The sequence below is a fragment of the Salmonella sp. SAL04213 genome (assembly GCF_046550535.1).
GTDB lineage: Bacteria > Pseudomonadota > Gammaproteobacteria > Enterobacterales > Enterobacteriaceae > Salmonella > Salmonella enterica.
Window position 1 is genome coordinate 19,114 of record NZ_JBGDXS010000006.1, and the last position, 21,791, is coordinate 40,904.

Annotated in this window: 11 protein-coding genes; 8 read left to right on the forward strand and 3 right to left on the reverse strand. The window is 55.3% G+C overall.

What is annotated here, in order from left to right; translation table 11 throughout:
* Positions 1-30: 30 nt before the first annotated feature.
* The gene (locus tag ACLJPQ_RS15370) at positions 31-636 is read left to right on the forward strand and encodes a hypothetical protein (RefSeq protein ID WP_001287923.1); all 606 of its coding nucleotides are present in this window, start codon (positions 31-33) and stop codon (positions 634-636) included.
* Between the two features lie 34 nt (positions 637-670).
* On the opposite strand, the gene grpE is transcribed toward ACLJPQ_RS15370, so the two are convergent.
* On the reverse strand, positions 671-1,261 hold the full coding sequence (gene grpE / locus ACLJPQ_RS15375) for a nucleotide exchange factor GrpE (protein WP_001518875.1): 591 nt from the start codon (positions 1,259-1,261) through the stop codon (positions 671-673).
* A gap of 123 nt (positions 1,262-1,384) precedes the next feature.
* Here grpE and nadK point away from each other — a divergent pair, with 123 nt between their 5' ends.
* The 3 genes from nadK (at position 1,385) to bamE (ending at position 4,497) form a co-directional block, all read left to right on the forward strand.
* Positions 1,385-2,263: an NAD(+) kinase gene (nadK, locus tag ACLJPQ_RS15380; RefSeq protein WP_001059155.1), complete on the forward strand. Its 879-nt coding sequence runs from the start codon at positions 1,385-1,387 to the stop codon at positions 2,261-2,263.
* An 85-nt stretch (positions 2,264-2,348) separates the two neighbouring features.
* A complete protein-coding gene (recN, locus tag ACLJPQ_RS15385) occupies positions 2,349-4,010 on the forward strand; it encodes a DNA repair protein RecN (RefSeq protein WP_000880965.1) in 1,662 nt (553 codons plus the stop codon).
* Positions 4,011-4,158: 148 nt separating this feature from the next.
* On the forward strand, positions 4,159-4,497 hold the full coding sequence (bamE, locus tag ACLJPQ_RS15390; RefSeq protein WP_001203445.1) for an outer membrane protein assembly factor BamE: 339 nt from the start codon (positions 4,159-4,161) through the stop codon (positions 4,495-4,497).
* A 165-nt stretch (positions 4,498-4,662) separates the two neighbouring features.
* Here the strand turns inward: bamE and ACLJPQ_RS15395 are convergent, their stop codons facing one another.
* Both ACLJPQ_RS15395 and ACLJPQ_RS15400 read right to left on the reverse strand, forming a co-directional pair.
* Positions 4,663-4,953, reverse strand: a complete 291-nt coding sequence (locus tag ACLJPQ_RS15395; RefSeq protein ID WP_001112990.1) for an RnfH family protein — start codon at positions 4,951-4,953, stop codon at positions 4,663-4,665.
* Positions 4,943-5,380: a type II toxin-antitoxin system RatA family toxin gene (locus ACLJPQ_RS15400; RefSeq protein WP_001537508.1), complete on the reverse strand. Its 438-nt coding sequence runs from the start codon at positions 5,378-5,380 to the stop codon at positions 4,943-4,945. Before ACLJPQ_RS15400 ends, ACLJPQ_RS15395 begins: the two co-directional genes overlap by 11 nt.
* Before the next feature lie 188 nt (positions 5,381-5,568).
* On the opposite strand from ACLJPQ_RS15400, the gene smpB reads away from it, so the two are divergent.
* The 4 genes from smpB (at position 5,569) to ACLJPQ_RS15420 (ending at position 21,791) form a co-directional block, all read left to right on the forward strand.
* Positions 5,569-6,051 carry an SsrA-binding protein SmpB gene (smpB, locus tag ACLJPQ_RS15405; protein ID WP_001518569.1) on the forward strand — a complete coding sequence of 161 codons (483 nt, stop codon included), beginning with the start codon at positions 5,569-5,571 and terminating at the stop codon, positions 6,049-6,051.
* Between the two features lie 614 nt (positions 6,052-6,665).
* Positions 6,666-18,140, forward strand: coding sequence for a biofilm-associated protein BapA (bapA, locus tag ACLJPQ_RS15410; protein WP_080185172.1), 11,475 nt, complete (start codon positions 6,666-6,668; stop codon positions 18,138-18,140).
* Between the two features lie 64 nt (positions 18,141-18,204).
* Complete coding sequence (locus ACLJPQ_RS15415; protein ID WP_000533867.1) at positions 18,205-19,614, forward strand: TolC family outer membrane protein; 1,410 nt, start codon at positions 18,205-18,207, stop codon at positions 19,612-19,614.
* On the forward strand, positions 19,611-21,791 hold the full coding sequence (locus ACLJPQ_RS15420; protein ID WP_080185171.1) for a type I secretion system permease/ATPase: 2,181 nt from the start codon (positions 19,611-19,613) through the stop codon (positions 21,789-21,791). Before ACLJPQ_RS15415 ends, ACLJPQ_RS15420 begins: the two co-directional genes overlap by 4 nt.

Sequence of the window (21,791 nt, forward strand, 5' to 3'; positions counted from 1 at the left end):
TTTCAGGCATTCAGAAAGGATATTGATGTTATGTCAGAAGATTATGTAATTGAATGGGATAAGAATTTTGCAGACGACCTCAACGTCGTCGCTAACGTTTTTTTATCGCACAACCCAACCTTATGGCCCACTATTTTCTCTCAACTTTCGACGCAACCTGAAATCTTTGAAGACGAAGATGAAGACGAATATGGGTTGCAGGACGTCCTGGATTGTAGCGGTGGCGATCTCGGAAATAACGAGCTGGCACAGGCATTTTTACAAGTTCTACGCGGCGAAGGATTTATTCACCTCGTTGACTGGAAAGGTGAAGATGAAGAAGGCGAACTGGCTAATTTTGCCGCAGATCGCTTTTATGAACTCACAAAAAACCTGACGGATTCTGAGGAATTAAGAAATCTTCTTGTCGAAATAACCCAAGAGGATGAAATCTCCGATGTCTGTGAAGCCGGGGACCGTTACCTTGACGAGATCTTTGAACGCATCCAGACCGAACTCAATAAGAGGGGCTTCCAGATTTTTGATCTGAATGAAGGATCTGACACCTATAATGTGGTCGTTCTGCCAATGAGCGAATATAAAAAAATAGAGGACTTCAACACGCCGTGGCTGGAAGTGCAGGATTTTTTAAGCTAAAAAAATGGCCGACTTTACATCGGCCATCAGACTTTTACTTCGCCTTCGCTACAGTCACCATCGCCGCGCGAATGGTACGACCGTTCAGCGTATAGCCTTTCTGCATAATACCCAGCACATTGCCTGCCGGAACCTCTTCCGACTCCACCATCGCAATCGCCTGATGCACGTTCGGGTCCAGCGGCACGTTGGTCTCAGCAATCACTTCCACGCCGAACTTACGCACCACATCCAGCATAGACTTCAGCGTCAGCTCAATCCCTTCGACCATTGCCGCCATATCCGGATTGGCTTTGTCTGCAACTTCCAGCGCGCGATCCAGGCTATCGATTACCGGCAGCAATTCGTTGACGAACTTCTCGAGAGCGAATTTATGCGCTTTTTCGATATCCTGTTCAGTACGACGGCGCAGGTTTTCCATTTCCGCTTTGATGCGCAACACGGTGTCGCGTTCGCGAGTCTGGGCTTCTGCAAGCTGAACTTCCAGATTCGCAATTTTTTCATCGCGCGGATCCACCTGCTCAGCAGAATCGTTTGGTTCAACTGCCTCAACCTCTTCGTGCTGATCCATGATAATTTCTTCCGGGGCTTGCCCCTCAGGCGTTTTCTGTTCTTTACTACTCATGAATTTCTCCGCGTTTTTTTTCGCATTCATCTCGCTAACTTCGCTTATTATGGGGATCAGATTCAGGGTTTCAAGGGAAGTACTCACATTGTCATCAATCTTCGCTACAAGGACCTCAGAAAAATGAATAATCATTTCAAGTGTATCGGCATTGTGGGGCATCCGCGTCATCCCACCGCACTCACGACACATGAAATGCTCTACCGTTGGCTATGCGATCAGGGTTATGAGGTCATTGTGGAGCAACAAATCGCCCACGAATTACAGCTAAAAAATGTGCCAACCGGCACGCTGGCGGAAATTGGTCAACAGGCGGATCTGGCGGTAGTCGTGGGCGGCGACGGCAATATGCTTGGCGCAGCGCGTACGCTGGCGCGTTATGACATCAATGTGATTGGCATTAACCGCGGTAATCTTGGCTTCCTGACCGATCTCGATCCGGACAACGCCCTGCAACAATTATCTGATGTGCTGGAAGGGCGCTATATCTCCGAAAAACGTTTTCTGCTGGAAGCGCAGGTCTGCCAACAGGACCGCCAGAAGCGTATCAGCACAGCCATTAATGAAGTGGTGCTGCATCCGGGAAAAGTGGCGCATATGATCGAATTCGAGGTTTATATTGATGAAACCTTCGCTTTTTCACAGCGGTCTGATGGTCTGATCATTTCTACGCCGACCGGCTCCACCGCCTATTCGCTCTCCGCAGGCGGCCCTATTCTGACCCCTTCACTGGATGCAATCACCCTGGTGCCGATGTTCCCGCATACCTTGTCGGCGCGCCCGTTAGTCATTAACAGCAGTAGCACGATTCGTCTGCGTTTTTCGCATCGCCGTAGCGATCTGGAAATTAGCTGCGACAGCCAGATAGCGCTGCCTATTCAGGAAGGAGAAGATGTGCTGATTCGCCGCTGCGATTACCATCTCAACCTCATACATCCCAAAGACTATAGCTATTTCAATACATTAAGCACAAAACTCGGTTGGTCAAAAAAATTATTCTAATTTTACGTTAGCCTCTTTACTGTATAAAAAACCAGTTTATACTGTATTTAATTACAGTCATGGTTTTTCATACAGGAAAACAGCTATGTTGGCGCAACTGACCATCAGCAATTTTGCTATCGTTCGTGAGCTTGAGATCGATTTTCAGAGCGGAATGACCGTCATTACTGGTGAAACCGGCGCGGGTAAATCTATTGCGATTGATGCCCTGGGTCTGTGTCTGGGCGGTCGCGCTGAGGCCGATATGGTCCGTACCGGAGCGACCCGCGCCGATTTGTGTGCCCGCTTTGCGCTGAAAGACACGCCTGCGGCATTGCGCTGGCTGGAAGAAAACCAGCTTGAAGAAGGTCGCGAATGCTTACTTCGCCGCGTTATCAGCAGCGATGGTCGCTCACGGGGCTTTATTAACGGCACCGCTGTGCCCCTGTCTCAATTGCGCGAGCTCGGTCAGTTGCTGATTCAAATTCACGGTCAACATGCGCACCAGCAGCTTACCAAACCCGAACAGCAAAAATCGCTGCTGGATAGCTATGCCAACGAAGCCGCTTTAGCGCAGCAGATGGCTGCTCGCTACCAATTATGGCATCAAAGCTGCCGCGATCTCGCCCATCACCAGCAACAAAGCCAGGAACGCGCCGCGCGCGCGGAACTGCTGCAATATCAGTTAAAAGAGTTGAACGACTTTAATCCGCAGGCCGGCGAATTCGAGCAAATTGACGAAGAGTACAAACGGCTGGCCAACAGCGGGCAGTTGCTTACGACCAGCCAGAACGCTCTGGCGCTACTCGCGGACGGCGAAGACGTTAACCTGCAAAGCCAGTTATATAGCGCAAAACAACTGGTTAGCGAGCTGGTAGGTATGGACAGCAAGCTTTCCGGCATCCTGGATATGCTGGAAGAAGCCACTATCCAACTCACCGAAGCCAGCGATGAATTACGCCACTATTGCGAGCGTCTGGATTTAGACCCCAATCGCCTGTTTGAGCTTGAACAGCGCATCGCTAAACAAATTTCGCTGGCGCGAAAACATCACGTCAGCCCGGAAGCGCTGCCGCAGCTTTATCAGTCACTGCTCGAAGAACAGCAGCAGCTCGACGATCAGGCCGATTCGCTGGAAACGCTAACGCTGGCGGTTAATAAGCATCACCAACAAGCGCTGGAAACGGCGCAAGCACTGCATCAACAGCGTCAGTTTTACGCCCAGGAGCTGGGGCAGTTGATCACTGAAAGTATGCATTTACTTTCGATGCCGCACGGTCTGTTTACTATCGACGTGAAATTTGATGAGCATCATCTGAGCAACGACGGCGCCGATCGCGTGGAGTTTAAAGTGACGACAAACCCAGGTCAGCCGCTGCAGCCTATCGCTAAAGTCGCGTCTGGCGGTGAACTGTCGCGCATTGCGCTGGCTATTCAGGTGATTACCGCGCGCAAAATGGAAACGCCGGCACTGATTTTTGACGAGGTCGATGTTGGCATCAGCGGCCCAACCGCCGCCGTGGTCGGTAAACTCCTGCGTCAGCTTGGCGAATCCACTCAGGTGATGTGCGTCACTCACCTGCCACAGGTAGCCGGGTGCGGTCACCAGCACTTCTTTGTCAGTAAAGAAACAGACGGGGCAATGACCGAAACCCATATGCAACCTTTGGATAAACGTGCGCGTTTACAAGAACTGGCCCGCCTGTTGGGAGGAAGTGAAGTTACGCGTAATACGCTGGCAAACGCAAAAGAACTGCTGGCGGCGTAAACTTTTTTATCTCCCGAAGGTCTGAGTTCACAACAAAAACGCCGTAAGACCCGACAGCAAAAGGTTTTAAAGTGATGAAAGGTCTATTATCATCGGCATATTAATATGAGCCACGTACTGCTCAGGCCCGAAAAGGAACCCAATCACTATGCGCTGTAAAACGCTGACTGCTGCCGCAGCAGTACTCCTGATGTTGACCGCAGGCTGTTCCACTCTGGAGCGAGTGGTTTACCGACCTGACATCAATCAGGGGAACTATCTTACACCTACGGATGTCGCCAAAGTGCGTGTTGGTATGACGCAACAACAGGTTGCGTATGCTTTAGGCACGCCGATGATGACCGATCCTTTTGGTACGAACACCTGGTTTTATGTCTTCCGCCAGCAGCCAGGACATGAGAACGTGACGCAGCAGACTCTGACGCTCACCTTTAACAGCAGCGGCGTGTTAACCAATATTGATAACAAACCGGCGTTGACGAAGTAATTTTGTGATACCGCCTGATGAGGTTACGTTCATCAGGCCTGCAAACCTCTCCCCCGCCATTTGGTACGAATTTGCCTGATGGCGCTACGTTTATCTGGCTTACAGGCACGCCTGTGCTTCAGGTGTGGTACGGCTTTCACACCGTTATCCGGCAAAAGAGGCTAATTATCTGCCAGCCGATTTTTCGGCACGCTGGCGGCGTAACGCTTTTGGATCGGCGATTAAGGGACGGTAAATTTCAACCCGATCGCCATCCTGCACCGTATCGGTGAGTTTTACCGGACGACTGTAGATACCTACTTTATTTTTCGCCAGATCGATATCCGTGCGCAATTCCAGCAAGCCGGAAGCGCGAATCGCCTCTTCGACCGTCGCGCCCTCCTCCAGCGTTACGCGCTGCAAATACTGCTTTTCCGGCAGCGCATAAGCCACTTCAACCACAAGTTTATCCGGCACGGTAAACCTCTTTGGCGCGAACCGTAAACGCCTGCACCATGTTGGACGCTAACTCTTTGAATATACGACCAAACGCCAGCTCAATGAGTTTATTGGTAAACTCAAAATCAAGCTGAAACTCAATGCGGCACGCCTCGGGGCTGAGCGGGGTAAATTTCCAGCCGCCGATCAGCTTTTTAAAGGGGCCATCCACCAGATGCATCAGAATGCTCTGGTTACGCGTTAGCTGATTACGCGTCGTAAACGTCTTGCTGATACCCGCCTTCGACACGTCAACAGCCGCCGTCATCTGTGCTGGCGATGACTCCAGGACGCGACTACCAACACACCCAGGCAAAAACTGGGGATACGATTGCACGTCATTCACTAACTGATACATCTGTTCCGCACTGTAGGGGACTAAAGCAGTCCGACTAATCTGAGGCATAGCAATTCCCATCAACATAAATCGTGTAAATAATACCACTTATCAGCGAGTAAAAAAAATGCTGTCCCCAACCGTCATGCCTTAATTGTGCGTGCATAGCCCAACTCATGCTAAGATAGATTTTTGCACCTCATCAGGACGTAATGGGGTGTTTTCGATATCAGATTACCTATGAATTCACGACACTTATGACGAAGAAAAAAGCACATAAACCGGGCTCAGCCACCATCGCGCTGAATAAGCGCGCCCGGCACGAATACTTTATCGAAGAAGAGTTCGAGGCTGGTCTCGCCCTGCAAGGCTGGGAAGTAAAATCTCTGCGCGCAGGAAAAGCCAATATCGGCGACAGTTACGTTATCCTCAAAGATGGCGAGGCCTGGCTGTTTGGCGCAAACTTTACGCCGATGGCGGTCGCCTCGACACATGTTGTATGCGACCCAACCCGAACCCGCAAACTGTTGTTAAATCAGCGTGAGCTTGATTCGCTGTATGGCCGTATTAATCGTGAAGGTTATACTGTCGTCGCGCTTTCTCTGTACTGGAAAAATGCCTGGTGCAAAGTAAAGATCGGCGTGGCGAAAGGTAAAAAACAACATGATAAACGTTCCGATCTTAAAGAACGTGAGTGGCAACTGGATAAAGCACGCATTATGAAAAATGCAGGCCGATAATAGACATTTTTTGTGACCAGCTTCTCAGTATGAAGCTGGTCAATATTCATATCTCATGCATGCCTCGAAAATATATTCTCTGTGTCTGACGCTTATCAATAGCAATAAATACCACAACAAGAATATATTCTTTGTTTAAAAAATTTTTATAGCCTAATAACACAATACTTCAAATGATTTTTATAAAATTTAATATTGCTGAATACCTTCACAAAAGGTATTGTTTTTATGTTAAAAAAGAAAAAGAAGATTAAATTAAAACTCATTATAAAACATAAAGATAAATAAAAAACCATCATGCGTTGTTAGCCTACCCCACCTCTCCTTAACACAAACTCCGTTATATTTCAGACGCACTAACACCTTTATCAATAGATCTTAATTTGCAGAAAGATTTTTTTCTGACTATATCATCTAATACGAAAGCACTAGTCAGGCACAAAAAACAAAGGGTTATTCGGCGAGAAAACCAGACCTTCACCTACGCTCATAAAAAAGAATATGGCTACGGAAATTCATCTCTCACGATGAACGGGAAGGCTCGTCTACGCATTTTGCCCTGAACGTCGTGCCCGTTAATTAATACACAGAGCAAATCCATCAGGAGCTAATTTATGCGTCTACTCGCCGTGGTTTCGAAATTGACTGGCGTCTCCACCACTGTGGAATCCTCAGCGGTCACTCTTAACGCCCCGTCAATTGTTAAATTATCAGTGGCCCGGGAGGAAATTAGTCAACTTACGCGCATTAATCAGGATCTGGTGGTGACGCTCCATTCCGGCGAAACGATCACGATTAAAAACTTTTACGTTACCAACGATCTGGGCGCAAGCCAGCTGGTACTGGCGGAAAACGATGGCACGTTATGGTGGGTAGAAAATCCGCAAGCCGGGCTACATTTTGAACAAATCGCTGATATTAATGAGCTGCTGGTCACTTCTGGCGCTTCCCATGAAGCAGGCGGCGCCGTTTGGCCGTGGGTACTGGCTGGCGCGGTGGCGGCTGGCGGCATTGCCGCTATCGCGTCTTCCGGCGGCGGCGATTCCCACCATCATTCGGATGGCGATAATCCGCCCCCCGATAACACCAATCCTGACGGTAATCCCCTTGATAACAGCAATCCCGGCGGCAGTAACCCTAACGGCAATACTCCAGGTAGCAGTAATCCTGTAGATACTACCCCGCCTCTCGCTCCCGGCAAATTGTTGATTTCAGCGGACGGAAAAACGGTGAGCGGCGAGGCCGAAGCGGGCAGTACCATTACCATCAAAGATCCTTCAGGCAACGTCGTTGGCGAGGGCAAAGCGGATAGCGACGGTAAATTTAGTATTGATCTGACAGCGCCACAGCTTAGCGGCGAACAACTTACCGTGACCGCGACTGACGATGCCGGCAATACCGGCCCATCCGCAACCATTGATGCGCCCAACATTCCTCTCCCCGATACACCAGCTATCACCGCCGCTATCGATGATGCCGCTCCCCTCACCGGCACGCTGAGCAATAATCAGTTTACGAACGACAATACCCCCACGCTGGAGGGAACCGGCAGCGCAGGCACAGTCATCCATATTTACGCCAATGGTCAGGAAATAGGCTCCACAACGGTTGATGCCAGCGGAAACTGGCATTTTGCCATTACCAGCGCGCTGGCGGATGGGGAAAATCATTTCACCGCCATTGCGACTAACGTTAAAGGCGAAAGTAGCGAATCAGCCCGCTTTACACTGACTATCGACACACTCAGCCCCGATGCCCCACGCGTTGAACTGATTGCCGATAACACCGGTTTGCTCACCGGGCCGCTACAGAATAATGACCGAACTGACGAGGCAAAACCGCTATTTTCCGGGCAGGGAGAGGCAGGCAATACCATCACGATTAAAGAGGGTTCAACCGTTATCGGCAGCGCTACCGTAGACGAAAATGGACGCTGGACCTTTACGCCAACTACGCCGTTAAGCGATGGCGAACATACCTTTACCGTCGAACAAAGCGACAATGCCGGAAACACGAGCCGCGTGACGACAACGCCTACTATCATTGTGGACACCACGCCGCCGGACGCCGCTATCATTGATAATGTCGCGAAAGACGGCACAACCGTTAGCGGTACCGCTGAAGCTGGCAGTACCGTGTCGATCTATGACCCGGCGGGAAATTACCTGGGCTCCACGATTACCGGAGAAAATAACCAATTCAGCATCACGCTGAATCCGGCTCAGACCCACGGCGAGCGTCTGGAAGCGCGTATTCAGGACGCCGTTGGTAACATCGGCCCCGCCACGGAGTTTACCGCTTCTGACTCACAGTATCCTGCCCAGCCGACTATCCTTACCGTGACGGATGACGCTGGCGCCGTTACCGGGCTGCTGAAAAATGGCGATGCCACAGATGATAACCGCCCAACCCTCAGCGGTATTGCCGAACCAGGCAGTACGATATCGATTAACGATAATGGCTTTCCTGTACTGACCTTTCCGCCCATTGTCGCTGACGCTGACGGCAAATGGAGCTTTACCCCCTCGCTGGCACTTGCCGATGGCGACCATGTCTTTACCGCTACCGCGACCAACGATCGCGGCACCAGCGGGCAGTCCGTCTCCTTTACCATTGATATCGACACGCAGCCGCCGGTGCTGGAAGGCCTGGCGGTTAGCGACGTCGGCGACAGACTCACCGGCACTACGGAAGCTGGCAGTACTGTGGTTATCAAAGACAGCCTGGGAAATACGCTCGGGAGTGGAACGGCAGGCGACGACGGTACCTTCTCAATAGGTATTAGCCCGGCGAAAATTAACGGCGAAACATTAAGCATTAGCGTTACCGATAAAGCCGCGAATAGCGGTCCGGTAGAAACGCTGAACGCGCCGGATAAAACTGCGCCTGCGGCACCGGACGGTCTTATCGTGGCGACCGACGGTCTGTCCGTAAGCGGTCAGGCGGAAGCCGGGGCAACGGTAACTATCCGCGACAGTAGCAACACCGTACTTGGCAGCGCCGTCGCTAATGGCAACGGACAATTTATCGTTCCGCTGAATACGGCGCAGACTAACGGCCAGGCGCTTATCGCTACCGCCACCGATGTCGCGAAAAACGAAAGCGCCGCCGCGACGGTTATCGCGCCGGACAGTACCGCGCCGGAAATGCCAAAAAACGTGGTAATTAGTGAGGATGGCACCAGTATCAGCGGCACCGCCGAACCGGGTAGCGCCATCACGATCGCCACGCCGGACGGCAAGCCGCTTGGCAGCGGCAAAGCAGATGGCGAAGGTCATTTTACCCTTCCCCTCGTCCCCGCACAGACCAACGGCGAACAGGTTACCGTCACCGCCACCGACAGCGCCAACAATGTCAGCCCGCCAACTACAGCGCAAGCGCCCGATATCACCGCCCCGGATAAGCCCATTATCACTCAGGTGCTGGACGATGTTGAAAGCTTCACCGGGCCGCTGGTTAACGGACAAACCACCAATGACAACCGCCCCACCCTTAGCGGTACGGCGGAGGCTGGCGCGCGTGTCGAAATTTTTGATAACGGTGTTTCGCTGGGACTCGCCACGCTACAGCCCAACGGCACCTGGACGTTTACGCCGTCGCAAAATTTAGGTGAAGGCGCGCATCGACTGACCGTAATCGCAACCGACGCTAAAGGCAATGCCAGTCCGGCCGCGTCATTCGACCTGGTGGTCGATACGCAATCGCCGCAGCAACCGGTAATCACCTTCATTACAGATGATGCGCCGGGTATTCTCGGTAGCGTCGCGCATCTGGGGCTCACTAACGACAGCACGCCAACGATTAACGGTACAGGTGAACCGGGTTCCACAGTACACCTGTATCAGAATGGCGCCCGGATAGCAGATATTATCGTCGGTAATTCCGGCGTCTGGAGCTACGCCTACACCACGGCCTCGCCACTGGCGGACGACACCTACACCTTTACCGTGACGGCCAGCGACAGTAACGGCAACACCACGCCTTTTTCGACCGATTTTACGATTACCATTGATACCCAGGCCCCTGCCGCTCCCGGCGTTATCGGCGTAGCTGACGGCGACGGAAATACGATTGATACCAATCAGATTACCCAGGAATCCCAGCCTCGGTTGAGCGGTAGCGGCACCGCAGGCGACACAATCATCCTTTACGATAATGGCAATGCCATAGGTCAGGCGCTGGTCGGCACGGACGGGCGCTGGCAGTTTACGCCGTCTGCCGCGCTGGGCGACGGCGACCACCTTCTGACCGCTCGCGCCAACGATCCGGCGGGGAACGAAAGTCCCGAATCCATCAGCTTTACCCTACGCATTGATACCCAGGCGCCGGATGCGCCGCAGATCGTGTCAGCCGCCATCACCGGCGGAGAAGGCGAGGTGCTACTGGCAAACGGCAGTATTACCAATCAGCGTATGCCGACCCTCAGCGGCACCGGCGAACCCGGCGCCATCATCACCCTGTACAATAACGGCGTAGAACTGGCTACCGTCCAGGTCAATCCACAGGGTAGCTGGACCTATCCGCTACCCCGTAATCTGAGCGAAGGGTTAAACATCCTGACGGCCACCGCCACGGATGCCGCAGGCAATAGTAGCCCCACCTCCGGCGTTTTCTCCGTTACCCTTGATACCCAGCCTCCAGCGCAGCCTGACGCGCCGCTAATCAGCGATAACGTCGCGCCGGTTATCGGCAACATCGGCAATAATGGCGCAACGAACGATACCACGCCGACCTTCAGCGGCACGGGAGAGATCGGCAGCACGATAATTCTCTACAATAATGGCAGTGAAATTGGTCGCACAACGGTAGGCGATAACGGTAGCTGGAACTTTACGCCTGCGGCACTGACGCCAGAAACCTATACCATTACCGTCACGGAAACCGATATAGCGGGCAATATCAGTCCACCTTCCGCCTCAGTCACTTTTACGCTAGACACCACTGCGCCCGCCAATCCGGTTATCACTTTTGCCGAAGATAACGTCGGCGAAGTCCAGGATACTATTGTCAGCGGCGCAACCACTGACGACAATACGCCGGTCATTCACGGCACTGGCGACATCGGCAGCGTGATCACGCTCTATAACGGCAGTAGTGTCGTGGGCGTAGTCACCGTCGATGAGACCGGTACCTGGACGCTGCCGGTGACCAGCGCGTTGCCGGATGGCGTCTACACCCTGACCGCCATTGCCGCCGATGCAGCCGGAAACAGCAGCGGCGTATCGAACAGCTTTACCTTCACCGTCGACACCGTTCCGTTGCAGCCGCCCGTCGTCAATGAGATCCTCGACGATGTTGCACCAGTGACCGGGCCATTAACCGATGGCGCCTTTACTAACGATCGGACGCTGACTATTAACGGCAGCGGCGAAAACGGCAGCACCGTCACGATTTACGACAATGGCGTGGCAATCGGGACGGCGCTCGTCACCGACGGGGTCTGGACATTCAATACGCCCGAATTATCAGAAGCCAGCCATGCGCTAACCTTCAGCGCGACTGACGATGCTGGAAATACCACGGCGCAAACCCAGCCGATCACTATTACCGTGGATATCACTGCCCCGCCCGCGCCAACGATCCAGACGGTGGACGACGATGGCACGCGCGTCGCCGGACTTGCCGATCCTTACGCTACCGTTGAAATTCACCATGCCGATGGCACCCTGGTCGGCAGCGCTGTCGCTAATGGCACCGGTGAATTCGTCGTTACGCTCAGTCCGGCGCAAACCGATGGCGGTACGCTGACGGCAATTGCTATCGATCGCGCGGGGAATAACGGCCCGGCTACGAATTTTCCCGCTTCCGACAGCGGTCTGCCCGCCGTCCCGGCCATCACGGCGATTGAAGATAATGTCGGGAGCGTACAGGGGAATATTGCGGCGGGCGGCGCCACGGACGACACCACGCCGACGCTGCGCGGCACCACGGATATCGGCTCTACCGTTGAAGTTTTCATTGATGGCGATTCGGCAGGCTTTGCCACCGTTGACGCCAGCGGGAACTGGATCTTTGAGATCGCGACGCCATTAAGCGAAAGCACACATTACTTCACCGTCCAGGCAACCAATGCGAATGGCCCGGGCGGCCTATCCGCACCGGTCGGGATCACTGTCGATCTTAGCGCGCCGGCGCAACCGGTTATTACCAGCGCAACGGATGATGTCCCCGGCATGACCGGTACGCTGGATAACGGCGCGCTCACCAATGATTCACGCCCGACGCTCAACGGAACGGGAGAAGCAGGCGCCACCATCCGCATTCTGGATAACGGCGTAGAAATCGGTTCCGCCACGGTAGATCAAAGCGGCAACTGGCGCTTCACCCCAAACGCGCCGCTGGAGAGCATCGCACACATCTTTACCGCCGTGGCGACCGATCCCGCCGGCAATAGCGGCCAGCCTTCGGACGGCTTTACGCTGAACATTGACGCGCAGGCGCCAGATGTGCCGGTTATCACGTCCGTGATTGACGATAACAATCAACCGACCGTTCCGGTGTTACCGGGGCAATCCACCGACGATCGGCAGCCAATACTGAACGGAACTGGCGAACCTGGCGTAACAATCACCATTTTTGATAACGGTACGCCGCTTGGCACGGCTCAAGTAGGCGAAAACGGTAGCTGGACCTTCCCGGTGCCCCGCAATTTGTCAGAGGGAAGCCATAATCTGACGGTTAGCGCTACCGATCCGGCGGGCAATACCAGCGCGGTCTCCGCGCCGTGGACGATCGTGGTCGATATTACGCCTCCGGCGATCCCGGTTCTCACCTCCGTCGTGGATGACCAGCCCGGTATTACCGGCAACCTGGTAAGCGGGCAGCTAACGAACGATGCGACGCCCACCCTGAACGGGCGCGGAGAGGCAGGCGCGACGATTAATGTCTATCTTGACGGTAATCCCGCGTCCATCGGTACCACGACGGTGAATAGCGACGGCACGTGGAGTTTCACGCCGCAGACGCCGCTTGCAAGCGGTAGCCACACGTTCACCCTTAGCGCCACCGATCCGGCGGGTAATAGCAGCGCGGTGTCCAGCGGATTTGTGCTGACGATTGACGCCACACCGCCCGCCGCGCCGGTTATCGCCAGCGTGGCAGACAATACGGCGCCGGTGACGGGCATCGTCCCCAACGGCGGCTCGACGAACGAAACCCGACCAACACTCTCGGGTACCGGTGAGGCGGGTACAACCATCTCGATTTATAATGGCAGCGCGCTGGTCGGCACGGCGCAAGTTCAGGCCAACGGTAGCTGGAGCTTTACGCCGTCTACCTCGCTGGGCGCGGGCGTCTGGAACCTGACGGCGACAGCAACCGATGCGGCAGGCAATACCAGCGCCGCGTCCGAAATACGCTCGTTTACTATTGATACCACGGCTCCCGCCGCGCCTGTTATTGATACGGTCTACGACGGTACCGGCCCCATTACCGGCAATCTGAGTTCAGGGCAGATCACAGACGAGGCGCGCCCTGTCATTAGCGGCACCCGTGAAGCCAACACAACTATTCGTCTCTACGATAACGGCACGCTGCTGGCTGAAATTCCCGCCGACAATAGCAGTAGCTGGCGCTACACGCCCGATGCCTCTCTGGCGACGGGCAACCATGTAATTACCGTCATTGCCGTTGATGCCGCAGGCAACGCCAGTCCCGTTTCAGACAGCGTTAATTTCGTCGTCGATACCACGCCGCCGCTGACGCCGGTAATCACATCAGTCAGTGACGATCAGGCGCCAGGCCTCGGCACGATCGCGAACGGCCAAAATACCAACGATCCTACGCCAACCTTCAGCGGCACCGCAGAAGCCGGCGCCACGATCACGCTCTATGAAAATGGTACGGTCATTGGCACGACAACGGCTCAGCCTGACGGCGCGTGGAGCATCTCCACCTCAACGCTGGCAAGCGGAACGCACGTCATCACCGCCGTCGCCACCGATGCCGCAGGAAACAGCAGCCCGAACAGTACGGCTTTCACCCTGACGGTCGATACCACCGCGCCGCAAACGCCGATCCTGACGTCCGTAGTGGATGACGTCGCGAGCGGGGTCACAGGAAATCTCGCTAATGGTCAGATAACCAATGATAACCGCCCCACGCTGAACGGCACTGCCGAAGCGGGCAGCGTGATCAGTATCTATGATGGCAACACTCTGCTTGGCGTCACCTCGGCTAACGCGGGCGGCGCGTGGAGCTTCACGCCAACGACAGGGTTAAACGACGGCACGCGCACATTAACAGTGACCGCCACCGACCCGGCAGGCAACGTTAGCCCGGCCACCAGCGGTTTTACTATCGTGGTCGATACCCTTGCGCCAACGGTTCCGCTTATAACCAGCATCGTTGATGATGTCCCGAACAATACCGGCGCCATTGGCAATGGACAATCGACCAACGACACACAGCCGACGCTCAACGGTACCGCGGAAGCCAACAGCGCGGTAAGCATCTTCGATAATGGCGCGCTGGTCGCGACCGTGAACGCCAATGCCAGCGGCAACTGGAGCTGGACGCCAACCGCCGCGCTCAGCCAGGGAAGTCACGCCTATAGCGTTAGCGCCGCCGATGCGGCTGGCAACGTTAGCGCCGCTTCGCCATCGACAACGATTATCGTGGATACCATTGCGCCCGGCGCGCCCGGCAACCTGGTCATCAATGCTACCGGTAATCGCGTGACGGGCACCGCGGAAGCAGGCAGTACAGTGACGATTACCTCTGAGACTGGTGTGGTACTGGGAACCGCCACCGCCGACGGTACAGGTAGCTTCACCGCCACACTCACGCCCGCGCAGACCAATGGTCAGCCGCTACTGGCATTTGCCCAGGATAAAGCAGGCAACACCGGCATTGCCGCCGGATTTACCGCGCCCGATACGCGCGTGCCGGAGGCACCGATCATCACCAACGTAGTGGATGATGTGGGTATTTATACCGGCGCTATCGCCAACGGTCAGGTCACTAATGACGCACAACCCACATTGAATGGTACCGCTCAGGCGGGCGCCACGGTGAGCATTTATAACAACGGGGCGCTGCTCGGCACCACCACGGCGAACGCCAGCGGAAACTGGAGCTTTACCCCGACAGGTAATTTGACCGAAGGCAGCCACGCCTTCACCGCCACCGCGACTAACGCCAACGGAACAGGCAGCGTCTCCAGCGCCGCGACGGTGATTGTCGATACGCTGGCGCCCGGTACGCCGTCAGGTACGCTCAGCGCCGATGGCGGTTCACTTTCCGGACAGGCAGAGGCAAACAGCACCGTAACCGTCACGCTGGCGGGCGGCGTGACGCTCACCACCACCGCCGGCAGCAACGGCGCATGGTCTCTCACCTTGCCGACAAAACAAATTGAAGGTCAGCTCATTAACGTGACGGCCACTGACGCTGCGGGTAATGCCTCCGGCGCGTTAGGCATTACCGCGCCGGTTCTGCCGCTGGCGGCAAGGGATAACATCACCAGTCTTGATCTGACCTCGACCGCCGTCACCAGCACGCAAAACTATTCGGATTACGGCCTGCTGCTGGTTGGCGCGCTTGGCGATGTCGCCTCGGTTTTGGGTAACGATACCGCTCAGGTTGAGTTCACCATTGCTGAAGGTGGTACGGGCGACGTCACCATCGATGCCGCCGCAACGGGAATCGTGCTTTCGCTGCTCAGTACTCAGGAGATTGTGGTACAGCGTTATGACACCAGCCTCGGCGCCTGGACGACGATCGTCAACACCGCCGTTGGCGACTTCGCGAATTTGCTTACCCTGACCGGGAGCGGCGTTACCCTGAACCTGAGCGGCCTGGGCGAAGGCCAGTACCGGGTACTCACTTATAACACCAGTCTGCTCGCCACCGGGTCATATACCAGCCTGGATGTCGATGTACACCAGACCAGCGCAGGTATTATTAGCGGGCCAACCATCAGTACCGGCAACGTCATGGCTGATGATACCGCGCCGACGGGCACCACGGTCACCGCCATCACCAACGCCAACGGCGTCAGTACGCCGGTCGGCGCGGGCGGCGTGGATATCCTGGGGCAATACGGCACGCTGCACATTAATCAGGATGGCAGTTACACCTACACGCTGACTAAGCCCACGGCGGGATACGGACATAAAGAGAGCTTCACCTACACCATCACCCAGAATGGCGTCGGTAGCAGCGCCGCGCAACTGGTTATCAATCTGGGTCCCGCGCCGGTACCGGGCAGCGTGATAGCGACAGACAATAACGCCTCTCTGGTCTTTGATACTCACGTTAGCTACGTCAACAACGGTCCCTCGACACAAAGCGGCGTCACGGTATTAAGCGTCGGACTTGGTAATGTACTGAACGCGAATCTGCTTGATGATATGACTAATCCGATCATCTTTAACGTTGAAGAAGGCGCTACGCGAACCATGACGTTACAGGGAACCGTCGGCGGCGTCTCACTGGTTTCCACGTTCGATCTGTACGTTTATCGCTTCAACGATGCCATTCAGCAATATGAGCAGTTCCGGGTGCAAAAGGGCTGGATTAACACCCTGCTGTTAGCCGGACAGTCTCAGCCGCTGACCCTGACGTTGCCTGGCGGCGAATACCTGTTCGTGCTGAATACCGCCAGCGGCATTAGCGTCCTCACTGGCTATACGCTGGCGATTTCCCAGGACCACACCTATGCCGTTGACAGTATCACCGCCAACACCACCGGCAACGTACTGACCAATGATGTCGCCCCTACGGACGCCCTCCTCACTGAAGTAAACGGCGTGGCGATTGCGGCGACCGGCACGACGGAGGTAAACGGACTGTATGGCTCGCTCATCATTGACGCAAGAGGCAACTATACCTACACGCTGAAGAACGGCGTCGGCGCCGACAGCATTAAAACGCCGGACAGCTTTATCTATACGGTCAAAGCGCCAAACGGCGATACCGATACGGCCTCGCTCAATATCACGCCAACCGCCAGGGCGCTGGATGCGATTAATGATGTCAGCGATACCCTTAGCGTCGCCACGCTTCAGGATACCTCTGCCTGGCTGGACTCCAGCGTCGGCAGCGCCAGTTGGGGGCTACTCGGCAAATCGGGCAGCGGGAGCGGCACCTTTGACGTTGCAACAGGTACCGTACTTAAAGGCGCGTCACTGGTCTTTGATGTCTCCACGCTCATTACGCTGGGCAATCTGAATATTAGCTGGGCCATTCAGGAGAACGGGACCGTCATACGCAACGGAACCGTTCCGGTGGCGAATATCACGCTGGGCAGCGCGACGGTGACCGTCAACCTGAGCGGCCTGGAGCTGGATGCCGGAACGTACACGCTTAACTTTACCGGCACCAATACCCTGGCCGGGGCGGCGACGATCACGCCACGCGTCATCGGCACCACCGTCGATCTGGATAATTTTGAAACGTCCGGAACGCATACCGTTCTCGGCAATATTTTTGACGGCAGCGATGCGGCGGGGGCGATGGATCAGCTTAATACGGTGAATACCCGCCTGAGCATTAGCGGGTATAACGGCAGCGCCGCCACGCTGGACGCCGCGGCGAATACCACCAGCGCCACGATTCAGGGACATTACGGCACATTGCAAATTAACCTCGATGGCGCTTACACCTACACCCTGAATAATGGCGTCGCGATGTCGTCCATCACCAGTAAAGAGGTCTTTACCTATCAACTGGATGACAAGATGGGTCATACGGATAGCGCCACATTGACCATTGATATGGCGCCGCAAATCGTCAGTACCAACCAAAACGATGTTCTCATCGGCTCCGCCTATGGCGATACGCTGATTTACCACCTGTTAAACGGCGCGGACGCGACCGGCGGCAATGGCGCCGATCGCTGGCAAAACTTCTCTACCGCGCAGGGCGACAAGATCGATATCCACGAACTGCTGACCGGCTGGGATCATCAGGCGGCGACGCTGGGTAACTTTGTTCAGGTTCATACCAGCGGCGCCAATACGGTGATATCCGTCGATCGCGACGGCGCCGGCAGCGCGTTTAAATCAACCGACCTTGTCACTCTGGAGAATGTGCAGCTCACGCTAAATGATCTGTTGCAGAACAACCACCTGATAACCGGCGGTTGATAAAAAAGCCCCTAACGCCACGACGTTCGGGGCAACAAGCGGTGATATTTAAAAGGGATAAACTATGGGAAGAGTCGCGCCTGTCGCCATCGTACTGGCATTTGCTTTGTTTCATCACCAGCCCCGGGGCGCAGAAGCGCCGCCAATGATTACATCCGAAGGATTAGCAACGGACCAGATGCTTCCTTCGCTGGATGGCTCCGCCGCTGAGTTGCCGCTCAGCGCCGCCGCGCCGGGCAACCTGACGCTCAATGACGCGGTCAATCGCGCCGTTAACTGGCATCCTTCTATTCGCGAAGCCGTCGGCAAACTGCTCGCACAGAATGAACAAATAGAGGTCGCCAAATCGAAATATTATCCGCAAGTCAGCGCTGGCGTGAACAATGGGTACAGCAATACCTACACCGATCACGGGTATAGCCCCTCGCTGGTGCTGTCGGTATCGCAAATGCTTTATGACTTCGGCAAAGTGGCAAGCCAGGTTCGCGCCGAAACCGCAGGCGCAGCGCAGCAACAGGCCAATGTGTTGCTCAGTATTGATACCGTCGCGCACGAAACCGCCAACGCCATTGTACAAACGCAGAGCTGGCAGCAAATGGTAGAAGCGGCGGAAGAACAGCTCGTCGCGCTGGACAGCATCGGTAAACTTATCCGGCAGCGCAGCGATGAAGGCGCTACGTCGCTATCTGACGTAGTGCAAACCGAAGCCAGAATCGAATCCGCCCGCTCGCAACTGGCGCAGTATCAGGCCAATCTCGACAGTGCGAAAGCCTCACTGATGAGCTGGCTGGGCTGGAATTCGCTTAACGGCATCAATAATGACTTCCCGGCGAAACTCGCTCGCAGCTGTGAGACGGCGACTCCCGACGATCGGCTGGTGCCCGCGGTACTGGCCGCCTGGGCGCAGGCCAACGTTGCGCGGGCGAATCTGGACTATGCCAGCGCGCAAATGACGCCGACGATTTCGCTCGAACCTTCTGTACAACATTATCTTAATGATAAATATCCCAGTCATGAAGTGCTGGATAAAACCCAGTATTCCACCTGGGTAAAAGTTGAGATGCCGCTTTATCAGGGCGGAGGGCTGACTGCCCGACGCAACGCCGCCAGCCATGCGGTAGACGCGGCTCAGTCGACCATTCAGCGCACCCGGCTTGATGTCCGCCAGAAACTGATGGAGGCGCGCAGCCAGGCAATGAGTCTTGCCAGCGCGTTACAAATCCTTCGTCGGCAACAGCAGCTTAGCGAACGCACGCGCGAACTGTATCAGCAGCAATACCTTGACCTCGGTTCCCGCCCGCTGCTCGACGTGCTTAATGCGGAGCAGGAAGTTTACCAGGCGCGTTTTGCCGAACTGCAAACGGAAAGCCAGTTGCATCAGTTGCAACTGAACTGTCTGTATAACACCGGCGCGCTTCGTCAGGCGTTCGCGTTAAATCATCGCAGCATTCAATCCGTGGAGATCCAGCCATGACCCGCGCCGTCCCCGATGTAGAAGAGGTACTCAGTGAGCGCGCGCTAAGCCAATGGGCGCAGGCCATCAGCTATGTCGCCAGCCATTATCGCATTGCCTGTTCTCCCGGTTCAATTCAGGCCAACGCCCCGTGGTTTAGGGGTAAAAGCAGAACGACCGCCTTAACGCAGCTCGCGCGGCAGGCGGGTTTATCCTTTCATGCGCCGGACATAGACAAAACGGCATTTAGTCAGTGGCGATTGCCGTTGGTTGTCGAGCTCCGGGACGGGCAGTTATTGGTCATCGAACATGTTAATGACGAAGATGCGGTAGACGTTTTTGTGATTGAAGAAGAGAGTCAGCGTAACCGCCTGACGCTCAGCGAGTTATTGCCGGAGATCCTCTATGTTGCCGCGCTACGCCCGCTATCGGCGCTCAAGGATAGCCGCGTCGACCGCTATATCTCCCGCTTTAAACCTGACTGGATGCGCGAGCTGGTTCTGCAGGATATTCGCCCTTATTTACCGGTAATGGTCGCCGCCTTTCTGATTAACGTGCTGTCTCTGGCCGGGATTGTGTTCTCTATGCAGGTTTACGATCGGGTGATCCCCGCTCAGTCATATCCTACCCTGTACGTGCTCTCCTTCGGCGTGCTGGTAGCGGTGCTGTTCGGTTTTCTGCTGCGTGAAGCGCGTACGCACATTATGGACGTGCTCGGTAAACGCGCCGATATGCGCATTTCCGATCGGGTATTCGGTCATGCGTTAAGGCTGCGCAACAGCGCTATCCCCCGTTCCACCGGCAGTTTTATCTCGCAGTTACGCGAACTGGAGCAGATCCGCGAGATGATTACCTCTTCAACGCTGGCGACCATTGTCGATCTGCCTTTCTTTTTCCTGTTTATGATAGTCCTGGCGATTATTGCCCCACCGCTGGCATGGATAGCGCCCGTGGCGGCTCTGCTGATGATCCTGCCGGGCGTGGCACTGCAAAAAAAACTGGCTGTCCTCGCCAACCAGGCCGCCCACGAAGCGACGCTACGCAATGCAGTCTTGGTCGAAAGCGTTCAGGGGCTGGAAGATATTAAACTGATGCAGGCGGAGAACCGCTTTCTTCAGCAGTGGAATAGCTATATCCGTATTACCGGCGAGTCGGGTCTACGCACCCGCAAACTCACGCAAGGGCTTATTAGTTGGGGGATGTCGGTACAAAGTCTGGTGTATGCCGCAGTGATTATGTTCGGCGCGCCGATGGTCATTGAAGGCAGTATGACTACCGGCGCCGTGGTCGCCGCGTCGATGCTCGGCTCGCGGATGATCGCGCCAATGGCTAACCTGTGCGGCGTGCTGGCGCGCTGGCAGCAGGTGAAAGCGGCGAAGATGGGTCTCGACAACATTATGCAACTGCCCACCGAGACACAGCATGATGACAGCCTGATACACCACGACATCCTCCACGGGCATTACCTCTTTGAAAACGCTCAGTTTCGTTACCATAACGACGATCAACGCATACCGTTGCGCCTCGTGCGTCTGGAGATCATGCCAGGCGAGCGGATTGCGATACTGGGGCGTAACGGTGCGGGTAAATCCACACTTTTACAGGCGATGGCGGGTGGCCTGGAGATGATTCAGGGAGATGCCCGGCTTGATAATCTCAGCTTGTTGCACATCGATATGGCGGATTTACGCCGCAACATCGGCTTTCTTAGCCAGAACGCGCGGCTTTTCTTCGGCACCCTACGAGAGAACCTGACGCTCGGCGCGCCGCACGCCAACGATGAACAGATTTTTGACGCGCTCGAAGTCAGCGGCGGCGCCGTCTTCGTCAGGCGGCTGGCAAAAGGGTTGGATCATCCCATTATGGAGGGTGGTAACGGCCTGTCCGGCGGGCAGCGTCAGTCCCTGTTGCTGGCGAGAATGCTGCTGCGCTCCCCCAATATTGTGCTACTTGACGAACCCAGCGCCTCGCTGGACGAGCATACGGAGCGAGAGTTTATTCAGCGGTTACATCAGTGGCTTGGCAATCGTACCCTGGTCGTTGCGACGCACCGGGTACCAATACTGGAGCTGGTTGAGCGTGTCATTGTCCTGAAAGAAGGACAACTGGTGATGGATGCGCCAAAAGCGCAGGCGCTTAACGCGGATCGGATGCAAAGTCACCGTCGGGAGTGGAAAAATGAAAATCAGTCAGCATGA

What these genes read in the sequence shown, in the direction of transcription:
- ACLJPQ_RS15370 (WP_001287923.1), top strand. Translation starts at nt 31, where the DNA reads ATGTCAGAAGATTATGTAATTGAATGGGATAAGAATTTTGCAGACGAC.
- grpE (WP_001518875.1), bottom strand. Translation starts at nt 1,261, where the DNA reads ATGAGTAGTAAAGAACAGAAAACGCCTGAGGGGCAAGCCCCGGAAGAA.
- nadK (WP_001059155.1), top strand. Translation starts at nt 1,385, where the DNA reads ATGAATAATCATTTCAAGTGTATCGGCATTGTGGGGCATCCGCGTCAT.
- recN (WP_000880965.1), top strand. Translation starts at nt 2,349, where the DNA reads ATGTTGGCGCAACTGACCATCAGCAATTTTGCTATCGTTCGTGAGCTT.
- bamE (WP_001203445.1), top strand. Translation starts at nt 4,159, where the DNA reads ATGCGCTGTAAAACGCTGACTGCTGCCGCAGCAGTACTCCTGATGTTG.
- ACLJPQ_RS15400 (WP_001537508.1), bottom strand. Translation starts at nt 5,380, where the DNA reads ATGCCTCAGATTAGTCGGACTGCTTTAGTCCCCTACAGTGCGGAACAG.
- smpB (WP_001518569.1), top strand. Translation starts at nt 5,569, where the DNA reads ATGACGAAGAAAAAAGCACATAAACCGGGCTCAGCCACCATCGCGCTG.
- bapA (WP_080185172.1), top strand. Translation starts at nt 6,666, where the DNA reads ATGCGTCTACTCGCCGTGGTTTCGAAATTGACTGGCGTCTCCACCACT.
- ACLJPQ_RS15415 (WP_000533867.1), top strand. Translation starts at nt 18,205, where the DNA reads ATGGGAAGAGTCGCGCCTGTCGCCATCGTACTGGCATTTGCTTTGTTT.
- ACLJPQ_RS15420 (WP_080185171.1), top strand. Translation starts at nt 19,611, where the DNA reads ATGACCCGCGCCGTCCCCGATGTAGAAGAGGTACTCAGTGAGCGCGCG.